Raw genomic sequence first — 12,451 nt, 5'->3', positions numbered from 1 at the left:
GAACGCATCATGTTCACCATTGCTCTCCCCGACCAGCAGATGTGCGACCGGCTTGCCCCGCAACTGCCCGACGTTAACCTGATCGTGTGGGGTGCCAACGACGGCCCGCCACCGCAGCACGTTGACTTGGCTGTTCTCGGCTACCTCCGCTCGGCGGATGACCTGCAGAAATTCGCGGGACTCGATGTTGCCGCGCTGCAGTCGCAATCACTCGGCTACGACGGCGTTGCTGCCAAACTGCCCGCCGGAATCACGTACTGCAACGCCGTCGGCGTGCATGAAGCATCTACCGCTGAGCTCGCGGTTGGCCTGATTATTTCTGAACAACGCGGGTTTCCTGAACACTTCGCCAACCAGCAGACCGGCACGTGGAACCAGCACGAGTTCATCGGCGTTGCTGGCACGACAGTGGTCATTGTCGGCGCCGGTGGTGTTGGTAACCAGATCGCAGACAAGCTCGCCCCTTTCGAGGCCAACGTCGTGAGGGTCGCCCGCACCAACCGCAGCGACGCCCGTGGTGCCGTCCAGTCGATGGATGCCCTGCCATCGCTCCTCGCGAAAGCCGATGTTGTCGCAATCGCCGTGCCTCTCAGCGACGAGACCACCTCCCTCATCGATGCGGAATTCCTTGCCACGATGAAGCCAGGGGCACTGCTCCTGAATGTATCTCGAGGCAAAATTGTTGACACGGATGCACTCGTGGCTGCGGCATCCGCTGGACGCATTCGTGCTGCTCTCGACGTCACCGACCCCGAACCGCTACCCAGCGATCACCCGCTGTGGTCGACCCCCGGCATCACCATTACGCCCCACATTGGCGGCTACACCTCTGCGATGTATGGCCGAGTGGATGCCGTGGTTCGAGAGCAAGCCCGCCGGCTGCTCGCTGGCGAGCCCCTAGCGCATGTGGTTATCGCGGCGCAGTCGATTCACGGATGACCAACTTGGGCGCGAAGACCACCTGACGCCGGTCAGCATCGGGGTTTGCTGCTTCGTTGAGAAGGATCTCGACGGCCGTTTGACCCATTTGAGCACTCGGTTGACTGATGGATGAGAGCGGAACGACGGCCGCGCTGGCGAAGTCGATGTCGTCATAGCCCATGAGGGCGATGTCTTCTGGCACCCGGATCGACGGGGTCGAATTGCCGTTCATGAGGAGTGCTTGCAGCACTCCCATGGCGACGAGGTCGTTGGCGGCAAAAATGGCATCGGGGCGCTCTGCCGGCGAGCGAGCAACGATTTTTGCTCCTGCCGCCCGGCCGGCGATGACGCTGAGCGCATCGATTTCGATAACTTCAATGCTCGCTCCGTGCACCTTCTCAATTGCCTCTCTGGCGCCCGTGAGTCGGTCGGAAACTTGGCGGATCGCCATGGGCCCTCCGACAAAAGCGATGCGACGGCGGCCCGTTTCAAGGAGGTGGGTTGCTGCCAGTTTGCCACCGACGATGTCGTCGACGGAGACCGAGCTAAATGTCGAGTTGGGGCTCTCACGGTCAACGAGCACTGCCGGGATTCCGCGTTTTCGCATGGATTCGAGCCGGTCGGTGATGTCACCGTACGGCGAAATAAGCATCCCGTAGACACGCTGCTGTTCGAACAGATCAAGGTACTTCGCTTCGCGCTCGATGCTTTCGTCACTGTTTCCGAGAGTGACAGTCAGTCCGCCCTCGGCGGCTTTATCTTCCGCACCGCGAGCAATATCTGTGAAGAACGGGTTGCGCACGTCGAGCACGACGAGACCGATGGTTTGACTGTGACCGACCCGCAGTTGGCGGGCGGCATCGTTGCGGATGAACCCGAGTACTTCAATCGCGTTCTGCACGCGTTCAACGGTCGATGGCGAGACTTTGTGGGGGTGGTTGAGCACGTTTGAGACGGTGCCGACGGATACGCCAGCGCTCTTTGCGACATCATGCACGCTCGGCGTTGACATAGACACAACCAGAGTTTCTCGGCCCGACGTTGGGCAGCGGATGAGGACAAGACGAATTCTCGACTCAATACGAGTCTAAGGACAAAAGTGTAACGATTCATTCATCGAGGGCAAGTTTAGCGGGCAGAGTGCCGCTGTGGGACTTGACGGACCCCAATACATCGTCGTATCGTTCACGCACGGTCGATTTTATCGATTCAATTGGCGGTTGTAGTTTCCAGCCAGGTGATTCGACCACCGTCACCCACAGCAATGACTCAACGCGGAGGCACCACAGTTCAATGGCGACTGCAGCAGAAACGGCACCGGCATCACACGCCGCCCGCACCCCCGCGCTCAGCCTCAGGGGCGCATCCAAGACTTTCGGCCCCGTGATCGCGCTTGCGGATGGCACCATCGAGATCCTTCCGGGCGAGATCCATGCTCTCGTCGGAGAGAACGGCGCAGGCAAGTCCACCCTCGTAAAGATCCTCGCCGGAGTTCACTCCCCCGATGGCGGCGAGTTTCTGGTCGAAGGAAAGCCGGCGCACTTTCGCAACGTCAGTGAAAGTAAAGCGGCCGGCATATCGGTCATCTACCAAGAACCGACGCTATTCCCCGACCTCACCGTCGCCGAGAATATCTTCATCGGCCGCCAGCCCAAGGGTCGCGCTGGACTCATCAGCCGCGGCGAGATGCGTCGACGTGCGGCCGAACTCTTCACCACTCTCGGAGTTCCTATTGATCCCGATCGCATCGCTGATGGACTTTCTATCGCCGATCAGCAGATCATCGAGATTGCCAAAGCAATCTCGCTCGACGCCAACGTTCTCGTCATGGACGAGCCAACAGCGGCACTCTCCGGTGTTGAAGTAGAACGCCTTTTCACTGTCGCTCGCGCGCTACGGGAAAAAGGCGCGGGCATCCTGTTCATCTCGCACCGCTTCGAAGAGGTCTTCGGACTCAGCGACCGCATCACAGTCATGCGTGACGGCCGCTATATTCAGGTTCACAACACCGCTGAAGTCACGGTTCCGGCAATCGTCAAAGAGATGGTCGGCCGGGAGCTTGGTGATCTATTCCCCAAGCAAGACGCCGAGATCGGTGACGTCGTGCTCAAAGTTGACGGCCTCAACAGCGCCGGCACGTTCACCGGAATCGACTTTGAGATTCGCGCTGGTGAGATCGTCGCCCTCTCGGGCCTCGTCGGTGCCGGACGCACTGAAGTTGCCCGCGCCGTATTCGGGATTGACCCGTATGAAACGGGAAGCGTGAGCATCAGCGGCACGGCGCTGAAAGCACACAGCCCAAGGGACGCGATCGCCGCAGGAATCGGATTCGTACCCGAGGATCGCCGTAAACAGGGATTGGTGCTCGATCTCTCCGTTGCACGAAATGTCACCCTGACCCTCCGCCACTCACTTGCACGTTTTGGAATCATCTCCGGCCGACGCGAACGCGCCGCCGCCGAAGACTGGTCGCAGCGCCTTCAGGTGAAAACTGGTTCGCAAGATCTGCCCGTTTCTACCCTCTCGGGAGGAAACCAACAGAAGGTCGTGCTCGCTAAGTGGCTTGCCACCGACCCGAAACTCCTCATCGTCGATGAACCCACTCGAGGGATCGACGTCGGAACCAAGGCAGAAGTGCACCGTCTCATCTCTGATCTTGCGGGCCGCGGTATTGCGATCCTCATGATCTCCTCCGAACTGCCAGAAGTGCTCGGGATGGCTGACCGCGTTCTCGTCATGCACGAAGGCCGCATCACGGCAGAACTCAGTCGCGCTGACGCGACAGCAGAACGGGTCATGCAGGCTGCCACGGGCAGTCGCGAAGCACTGCACCTGGAACAGACCGACGAAGAACTGAGCACTGAATTGGAGGCGGGCGAGTGAGCACCGTGACCCACGCACCGGCCATGCCGCGAAGCAACGCCCTCAAGCGTTTCTTCACCGCCCGCGAGATCCCCGTCGCCGGCGCCCTTATTGCGCTCATTGTGGTGACCTACATCATCAACCCGCGCTTTCTCTCGCCGCAGAGCACCAAGGACTTGATGCTCAACGCGACGATCATGGTGATCCTGGCTGTCGCTCAGGCACTCGTCATCATCACCCGCAACGTTGACCTTTCCGTCGGTGCCATCCTGGGGCTCGTTGCCTTCGGCACAGGAACCGTCTTCGATATGTTCCCGACCATTCCCCTTGTGCTGGTGTTCATGATCGGCATGATCTTCGGTGGACTCCTCGGGTCAATCAACGGCATGTTGGTTACCTCAGCCAAAGTGCCTGCACTGGTGATCACCCTCGGCACCCTCTACATTTTCCGAGGAGTGCTGTCGAGCTGGGCCGGGTCGAAACAGTTCTTCTCCGGTGACAATCCCCAAGCGTTCGGCAACCTCTCGGTCGACACTCTTGTCGGCATCCCGATCATCACGATCATCGCGGTCGTCATTACGGTGGCCGTTGCGATGTTCATGAGCTCGGTCCGAAGCGGTCGTGACCTGTACGCAATCGGCTCAGACCCGGATGCGGCCCGCCTGTTCGGCATCCCCGTTGGCGGTCGAGTGCTGAGTGCATTTATCGCGTGTGGTGCACTCACTGGCCTCGCCGGTGTTCTGTATGCCTCTCGCTACAACTCGGTCGGAGCGCTCACCGGTTCCGGAATCGAATTGGATGTCGTAGCCGCGGTCGTCGTCGGCGGCGTCGCGATCTTCGGTGGTTCGGGAACTGTCGCCGGTGCTGCGATCGGCGCCGTGCTGCTCTCCACCATTACTGGTGCGCTCACGGCCACCCGCGTCGACAAGTTTTGGCAGCAGGCGATTGTGGGTGTGCTCATCCTCGCCGCCATCATCATCGATCGAGTCGTGTCGCTGCGAAGAGCCCGCAAGCTGCGAGTGAATGAGGCAAAAGATGTCTAAGACAATGACCGCTACTTCACGGGGCCAGTTGAGCCGCCGCCTCATCGGCCATGACGCCGTAATCTTCTACACCCTGATCACGGTCGTCATCATTTCGATGGTCACGGTGAACTACTTTGCCTCGACCCTCACCGTGGGCTTCTTGCTCATTCAAGTGCTTCCCATCTTGCTCATCGCGATGCCGATGGCGTTGGTTATCGTCTCCGGGGAGATCGACCTTTCTGTGGCTTCAACGGCCGGCCTTACGAGCGCCACGATGGGCGTGCTGTGGCGCGATAGCGGATTAGATATCGGAACGGTCATGGCGCTCTCACTGCTGGTTGGTGTGTTGTGCGGAGCTTTCAATGGCTTCCTGATCACCACCCTCGGCTTGCCATCCCTAGCCGTGACGATCGGAACCCTCGCCCTCTACCGTGGGCTCGCGCTCGTCGTGATTGGCGACCAGAAGGTCGCGAGTTTCCCCAAGGAACTGAACGCATTCGTGCTTTCGAAGATTGGCAACACCGGCATCCCGGTCATGATGATTTTCGCGTTGATCGTGATCGCGTTCTTCGCGGTACTACTGCACTTCACTCCTTTCGGACGTGGCCTCTACGCCCTCGGGTACAGCCCGCAGGCTGCGACTTTTGTGGGAGTGAGAGTTGGTCATGCCAAGTTCTGGATGTTCGTTGCCACTGGCATTGTCTCGTCGATGGTTGGCGTCTTCCTCACCCTGCGGCTGGCAAGCGCCGGTCCAGACAACGGAACCGGCCTTGAGCTCAGCGTCATCGCGGCTGTCCTGCTCGGTGGTGTCTCGATATTCGGCGGCAAGGGAAACATTCCGGGCGTCGTTGGCGGTGTGCTTCTCATCGGAACACTCACCTACGCGCTTCGGCTCGCCAAGGTGCCGGAGACGGCACTCATCATTGTCACCGGCGGATTGCTCGTGCTCTCCGTCGTGGCCCCCAGCGTTATCGCGTGGGGCAAAGAACGCATCCGGTTGAACCGGCTGCACCGAGAAGTCCAGGAGCAGAACGCCCCCGGAATAACCCGCGCCTAAGCACCAGGCGTCTTTACGAAAGGAAGAACAATGAAGTTGTTTTCCACGAGCAGCCGAGGCGGCCGTATCGGCTCCATCGCTGCGATTGCAACGGTAGTGGCCCTCGCCGCAACCGGTTGCGCTGCAACTAACGGCGGCGACAGTGGCGACGGCGGCGGAGACAGCGCCGGTACCATTGCGTTCTTGCCCAAGCAGCTCAACAACCCGTACACCGACGTCGTTCTCGGCGGAGGCGAAGAGGGTGCTGCCGCAATCGGCTACGACTCAGAGGTCCTCGGACCACTTGAGGCCAGCGCCAGTGCACAGATCCCCTTTATCGAGCAGGCAACCCAGCAGGGCACGAAGGTCATCGTGATCGCGGCTAACGACCCCGACGCCGTTGGCCCGGCACTTCAGACAGCTCGCGAAGCTGGCGCAAAGATTGTTGCCTTCGACTCCGACACCAACCCCGACTACCGCGACATCTTCATTAGCCAGGTTGTTGCCAAGGACGTCGCACTGATTCAGCTCGAGATCATCTCCGAGCAGATCGGTGGATCCGGTGAGATCGCCATCCTGTCCGCAACGGCAACGGCGACGAACCAGAACGAGTGGATCAAGTTCATGGAGGAGGAGCTCGAGTCGAACCCTGACTACGCAGACATCAAGCTCGTCGCCAAGGTCTACGGCGACGACGACGCAGACAAGTCCTTCCAAGAAACTCAGGGCCTGCTCTCGTCATACCCCGACCTCGCGGGCATCATTTCGCCCACGACCGTTGGTATCGCTGCAGCAGCAAAGTACCTCTCGACCTCGGACTACAAGGGCAAGGTCGCACTGACCGGTCTTGGACTCCCGAACGAGATGCGCGAGTTCGTCAAGGACGGAACCGTTCAGGAATTCGCCCTCTGGGACCCGGCACAGCTCGGCTATGTTGCAGCATTCGCTGGCAAGGCTCTCGTTGACGGAACCATCACGGGCGCCGAGGGTGACACCTTCGACGCTGGCGACATGGGCGAGATCACCGTTGGCGCGAACGGCGTTGCCATTGTTGGACCGCCCACGCGCTTCAACGCAGACAACATCGACGAATACGACTTCTAACTAGTCGCTCAGATACCCGGGCCTGCTCACGAGCCGGCCCGGGTATCCCCCCCCTCACTACCAACCACCAGCCTCAGATTTTCGGAGCCAATGATGTCCCTTACTCCAGCTTCAGAGCTGCTTCCCTCAAAGACTCGGCGCGCCACCCGCATCGGCCTCGTCGCCGGCGGACTCGCAGCCTACTGGCCACAATTTCCCGCGCTCCTCCCCCAGCTTCAGGAGTCGAGCAAGTACGTCACCGACCGCTTCACCGCTCTCGATGCTGAAGTCATTGATGTTGGATTCATTTCGGATGCCCAAGAAGCCACCGTCGCGGCAGAGAAGCTGCGTCGTGCTGACTGCGACCTCATCGTCATCTTCCTGACCACCTACCTCACGGCATCCATGGTTCTTCCGATTGCGCAGCGCGCGAAGACTCCGGTGCTCGTCATTGATCTCCAGCCCACTGAAGCGATGGACCACGCCAACTTCGACACCGGAAAATGGCTCGCGTATTGCGGCCAGTGCCCCGTGCCCGAGGTCGCGAACGTTTTCAAGCGCGCTGGCATCGAGTTCCGCAGCGTTTCAGGCCACCTGAAGGATGAACGGGCTTGGGCACGCATCAACCGTTGGGTAAATGCGGCCAAGGTGCGCGCTACTCTTCGCCACGCACGCCACGGCCTCATGGGCCACGTCTACCCGGGAATGCTCGACGTCTCGACCGACCTCACCCTCGTCTCCAGCCAATTTGGCTCACACGTGGAAGTGCTCGAATTCGATGACCTTCGGGTTCGCGTTGACGAAGTAACCGATGCCCAAGTCACCGAGCGCATGAACCTGGCCCGCAAGCTGTTCACTCTCGATGAGTCGGTACGCGAGGAAGATTTCGCCTGGGGCGCCAAAGTGAGCGTCGGACTCGATCGACTGGTAGACGACTTTGACCTCGACTCTGCCGCGTACTACCACCGCGGCCTCAATGGTGAACTACACGAGCGCCTCGGCGCTGGCATGATTCTTGGCTCATCGCTGCTGACCGCACGCGGCATCCCGTTCGTTGGTGAATACGAGCTACGCACTAGCTTGGCGATGCTTGCAGCCCACACCATCGGTGCTGGAGGTTCGTTCACAGAGATTCAGGCGCTCAACTTCTTTGACGACGTTGTGGAGATGGGCCACGATGGCCCAGCGCACCTCGCCGTTTCGGAGCGCGATCCGCTGCTACGCGGCCTTGGCGTTTACCACGGCAAACGAGGCTACGGTGTGTCCGTTGAGTTTGACGTGCAGCAGGGGCCGGTTACCACATTCGGAATCGGACAGGATCGTGATGGCAGCTACACGTTCATCACTAGCGAGGGAACCGTAACTCCTGGGCCGCTCTTGGAGATCGGCAATACTACGTCGCGCGTGAGTTTCGGCGGCGACCCTGGTGAGTGGGTCGATGAGTGGTCGCAGACCGGCATCGGTCACCACTGGGCTCTCTGCGTCGGCCATGTTGCTGGCGACATTCACGCCGCCGCGAGCTTGCTCGGCATCGAGCACCGTCACGTCGATATGGCCGACCTTCCGAAGTGGCGTTAGGGGTGCATCCGTGAACCGCTATTGCTTTCAACTGCAAGTGAAGCCCGACCACATCGAGGAATACAAGGTCGCACATGCCGCTGTCTGGCCGGAAATGCTTGAGGCGCTAGCAACATCGGGGTGGCACAACTATTCGCTCTTTCTTCGCGCCGACGGGATGCTTATCGGCTACGTCGAATCTGACGACCTCGCCGCCGCACAGCGTGCAATGGCCGCGACCGAAGTGAATGCTCGATGGCAGGCAATCATGGGCGACCACTTTATCGACCTCGATGTTCCGCCAGATGAGGGGTTCGTTCCTCTGGAAGAAGTGTTCAACCTTGAGGACCAACTTGCTGCGAGCAGGAGGCGGTCAGATGGATAGATTGCCTCCTCTAGAATCTCGGTCTACACTCGAATTGAATCGATTCACTTTGTCGCTTCCCCGAAACCTTCGCGAGCACATCCTCGCCCCAACATCCCTCGGCTTTACAACCAGCCGTACCACCAGCAGAAAGTAAGAATTCCCATGGCGCAATTCAGCTCAATCGCAGCCCGCCTCGAAGAACAGGCCATCGAACTTCCCTCCTGGGCTTTCGGCAACTCCGGAACGCGATTCAAAGTCTTCGGAACCCCCGGCACTCCGCGCACTCCGCAAGAGAAGATTGCGGATGCCGCCCAGGTTCACAAGTACACGGCACTCGCCCCGTCAGTTGCCCTTCACATCCCATGGGACAAGGTCGACGACTACAGCGCACTGAGCACGTTCGCGAACGAACACGGCGTTGAACTCGGAACCGTGAACTCAAACACGTTCCAGGACGACGACTACAAATTTGGTTCGCTCACCCACGTTGACCCCGCGATTCGCCAGAAGGCGATCGATCACCACTTCGAGTGCATCGACATCATGCACAAGACAGGATCCCGCGACCTCAAGATTTGGCTCGCCGACGGATCGAACTACCCCGGCCAAGCCGACATCCGCGGGCGTCAGGATCGCCTCGCCGAATCACTGCAAAAGATCTATGACCGCCTCGGCGAAGAGCAGCGCATGGTGCTCGAGTACAAGTTCTTTGAGCCCGCTTTTTACCACATGGATGTGCCGGACTGGGGTACCAGCTATGCACAAGTAGCGGCCCTCGGCGAGCGCGCTCTCGTGTGCCTCGACACCGGCCACCATGCGCCAGGAACCAACATCGAGTTCATCGTGATGCAGCTGCTGCGCCTCGGCAAGCTCGGCTCGTTCGACTTCAACTCGCGCTTCTATGCCGACGACGACCTGATCGTCGGCGCGGCCGATCCCTTCCAGTTGTTCCGCATCCTGTACGAGGTTGTTCGCGGCGGCGGCTACGGCGCCGACAGCGGCGTGGCGTTCATGCTCGACCAGTGCCACAACGTTGAAGACAAGATTCCCGGCCAGATGCGGTCGGTGCTCAACGTTCAAGAAATGACTGCCCGTGCACTTCTTGTCGACTCGGATGCTCTCACCGCAGCGCAGAACGCTGGCGATGTACTCGGAGCCAACGCGATCATGATGGATGCGTTCTACACCGATGTGCGCGGGGACCTCGCCACGTGGCGCGAGTCGCGGGGACTTCCCGCTGACCCCATGGCGGCCTATGCGGCATCCGGTTATCAGCAGAAGATCGCCGAAGACCGGGTCGGTGGCGTTCAGGCCGGCTGGGGAGCCTAAGCGCTCTACATCACGCTGTCTACCCCAGCGGGACAACTAGCCCGCGGCCAGCATTAATGGGGTGTACGCTTGCATTTGGTTTGGTTCAATGAATCAAAAGCAGTGGAAGGCGCGATGGCGAACATTCGGGACGTAGCACGGCACGCGGGAGTGTCGGCGGGTACGGTCAGTAACGTACTCAATCGCCCGAGCTACGTCAATGCTGCTACCCGCGAGAAGGTGCTCAGCTCAATCAAAGAGCTTGAATTCGTTCCGGTGGCTAACGCGCGCCAATACCGGCCAGGACGCGAGCGCACGCTCGGTTTCGCCCTCGCCGATATGGGAAACCCCTTCTTCGTTGACGTCGCCCTTGGCGCTGAGGCTGCCGCCAAAGAGTTCGGTGTCGGCGTGATGATCGTGCACAACGGCGAAGATCCGTCGCGCGAACAACAGAACCTCGATCTGCTCGTTCAGCAGCGCGTCCATGGCATCATGATCACTCCCGTGGATGAGCGCAATCCGCGACTCGAAGAACTCATCGAGCGCGGTGTCCCTGTCGTATACGTCGACCGCATTTCGGGGGACCGACCGTGCTGCTCGCTGGCCACCGACGACTTTGCCGGCGGAAAACTCGCAGGCGAGCATCTTCTGAATCTCGGCCACACACGAATCGCTTTTGTTGGCGGTTCCGAAATCTCACGCCAAGTCGACCAACGTTTCGACGGTCTTCGGGATGCTGTGAGCACTGCCGGCCTCACCAGCCCAGAGATTGAACGCATTGACGTCCCCTCGTGGAAGTTCGCCGAAGGTCGTCTCGCCGGCCGCCTCATTGCCGAGCGCCCACGTGACGAGCGACCGACCGCCGTCTTCTGCGCCAATGACATGCTCGCTCTCGGCGTGCTTCAAGAGTTTGTGCTTGACGGCATCTCGGTGCCCAACGAGATTTCCCTCATCGGCTTTGACGACCTCGACTGGGCCAGCGCCGCCACCGTTCCTCTCACGACCGTTCGCCAGCCGAGAGAAGAACTGGGCCGCACCGCTGTGCGGATGATTCTTGACGAGATCGAGCAGGGTGCCGCCCACGAGCACGAGCACGTCATCTTCGAGCCGGAGCTCATCGTGCGAGCATCCACCGGACCTGCACCGAAGCTACGTAACGTCGCACCACACGCGTTGTTGGTCTGATTTCTCGATCGCGTCGATCACTTTCTGAATCTGCCATGCCTCGCGAAAGTCAGGAGATGACGGGGTGCCGGCCAGGATGGCATCGATAAACTTCTTGACCTCGAAAATCTTGAGTTCGTGAAGCCCAATATTGATGCCAGACATCGGCCAGAGCGCAGCGTAATCGCCGTGCCCGGGGCCGAGTTCTATTGTGCGGAACCCATGAGTATTGAGTTCATCGGAGTTCAAAGACACTTCAAGCGTATGGCTGTCTTGTTGACTGAAACGGATGACGCCCGTGGTGCCGGTCAGCGTGAACGACACCTCAAAGGCTCGCCCGACAGCTACGCGGCTCGCCTGCAGCGAACCAATGGCTCCATTCGCGAACTCGAGCAGTGACAGCGCGTAGTCATCGTTGTCGACGGTGCGCCGGATGCCGGCCGCGTCTGTGCGCTCCGGGACCACGATCTTGGTCATGCCACTCACTCGCGCTACATCGCCCACGAGGTGGCGGGCGATGGAGATCATGTGTGAACCGAGATCGCCGAGTGCTCCCCCGCCAGCGCGTGAACGGTCGGTGCGCCAAGTGAAGGGCACCTCGGGATCGATCATCGTGTCGGCGCTGAAGGAGCCGGTGAACGAGACGAGTTCTCCGAGCTCACCAGCATCGATGAGCTGGCGCGCGAGGACGATGCCGGGGTTCTGCAGGTACGTGAAGCCGACCTGTGTTGTGATCCCTGCCGCCTCGGCGGCTTCCGTCATCGCCTTGGCGCCATCGACCGTCAGGGCTAAAGGCTTCTCGCACCAGACATGCTTGCCTGCGCGGGCCGCGGCAATCGCCACTTCTTCATGAAACGCGTTGGGCGTCACGATATTGATGACATCGACTTCAGGATCGTTCACGACGTCCTGCCACGAGTCGGATGCTCGCTCGAAGCCATACTGTTCGGCCGCAGCCTGAGCTCGTGCGAGAGTGGGATGAACAAGCACCACGAGCCGCGGCTCCAGCCCCACATCCCCGAAGACAGCGCGGACATTTCGCCACGCCATCGAATGCTCTTTTGCCATGAGCCCATCACCGATGAGCCCGATTCCTATGGTCTTAGTCTTTGTGTTGTGCATGCGAGT

11 protein-coding genes are annotated in these 12,451 nt (G+C 60.2%); 9 read left to right on the top strand and 2 right to left on the bottom strand.

Annotated features, from left to right (window positions below):
- The first annotated feature begins 9 nt into the window (after positions 1 to 9).
- Positions 10 to 939, top strand: a complete 930-nt coding sequence (locus ACOH1Z_RS08765; protein WP_449648059.1) for an NAD(P)-dependent oxidoreductase — start codon at positions 10 to 12, stop codon at positions 937 to 939.
- On the opposite strand, the gene ACOH1Z_RS08760 is transcribed toward ACOH1Z_RS08765, so the two are convergent.
- Positions 911 to 1,933: a LacI family DNA-binding transcriptional regulator gene (locus tag ACOH1Z_RS08760; protein WP_449648216.1), complete on the bottom strand. Its 1,023-nt coding sequence runs from the start codon at positions 1,931 to 1,933 to the stop codon at positions 911 to 913. The two genes, ACOH1Z_RS08765 and ACOH1Z_RS08760, sit on opposite strands and share 29 nt — an antisense overlap.
- Before the next feature lie 281 nt (positions 1,934 to 2,214).
- Here ACOH1Z_RS08760 and ACOH1Z_RS08755 point away from each other — a divergent pair, with 281 nt between their 5' ends.
- The 8 genes from ACOH1Z_RS08755 (at position 2,215) to ACOH1Z_RS08720 (ending at position 11,344) form a co-directional block, all read left to right on the top strand.
- Complete coding sequence (locus tag ACOH1Z_RS08755) at positions 2,215 to 3,804, top strand: sugar ABC transporter ATP-binding protein (protein ID WP_449648058.1); 1,590 nt, start codon at positions 2,215 to 2,217, stop codon at positions 3,802 to 3,804.
- On the top strand, positions 3,801 to 4,826 hold the full coding sequence (locus tag ACOH1Z_RS08750) for an ABC transporter permease (RefSeq protein WP_449648057.1): 1,026 nt from the start codon (positions 3,801 to 3,803) through the stop codon (positions 4,824 to 4,826). Before ACOH1Z_RS08755 ends, ACOH1Z_RS08750 begins: the two co-directional genes overlap by 4 nt.
- 4 nt (positions 4,827 to 4,830) lie before the next feature.
- A complete protein-coding gene (locus tag ACOH1Z_RS08745) occupies positions 4,831 to 5,865 on the top strand; it encodes an ABC transporter permease (protein ID WP_449648056.1) in 1,035 nt (344 codons plus the stop codon).
- Positions 5,866 to 5,895: 30 nt separating this feature from the next.
- The gene (gene rhaS, locus ACOH1Z_RS08740; protein WP_009773745.1) at positions 5,896 to 6,948 is read left to right on the top strand and encodes a rhamnose ABC transporter substrate-binding protein; all 1,053 of its coding nucleotides are present in this window, start codon (positions 5,896 to 5,898) and stop codon (positions 6,946 to 6,948) included.
- A 93-nt stretch (positions 6,949 to 7,041) separates the two neighbouring features.
- Positions 7,042 to 8,505: an arabinose isomerase gene (locus ACOH1Z_RS08735; protein WP_449648055.1), complete on the top strand. Its 1,464-nt coding sequence runs from the start codon at positions 7,042 to 7,044 to the stop codon at positions 8,503 to 8,505.
- Positions 8,506 to 8,515: 10 nt separating this feature from the next.
- Entirely contained in the window at positions 8,516 to 8,869 is a 354-nt protein-coding gene (locus ACOH1Z_RS08730; RefSeq protein WP_449648054.1) for an L-rhamnose mutarotase, read from the top strand.
- 144 nt (positions 8,870 to 9,013) lie between these two features.
- Positions 9,014 to 10,180 carry an L-rhamnose isomerase gene (rhaI, locus tag ACOH1Z_RS08725; protein WP_449648053.1) on the top strand — a complete coding sequence of 389 codons (1,167 nt, stop codon included), beginning with the start codon at positions 9,014 to 9,016 and terminating at the stop codon, positions 10,178 to 10,180.
- 114 nt (positions 10,181 to 10,294) lie between these two features.
- The gene (locus ACOH1Z_RS08720; protein ID WP_449648052.1) at positions 10,295 to 11,344 is read left to right on the top strand and encodes a LacI family DNA-binding transcriptional regulator; all 1,050 of its coding nucleotides are present in this window, start codon (positions 10,295 to 10,297) and stop codon (positions 11,342 to 11,344) included.
- Here ACOH1Z_RS08720 and ACOH1Z_RS08715 read toward each other — a convergent pair.
- Positions 11,309 to 12,445, bottom strand: a complete 1,137-nt coding sequence (locus ACOH1Z_RS08715; protein ID WP_449648051.1) for a Gfo/Idh/MocA family protein — start codon at positions 12,443 to 12,445, stop codon at positions 11,309 to 11,311. The two genes, ACOH1Z_RS08720 and ACOH1Z_RS08715, sit on opposite strands and share 36 nt — an antisense overlap.
- Positions 12,446 to 12,451: the final 6 nt, after the last annotated feature.

It is taken from the genome of Rhodoglobus sp., assembly GCF_053580035.1.
This window is presented reverse-complemented; position numbering and strand designations above follow the sequence as displayed.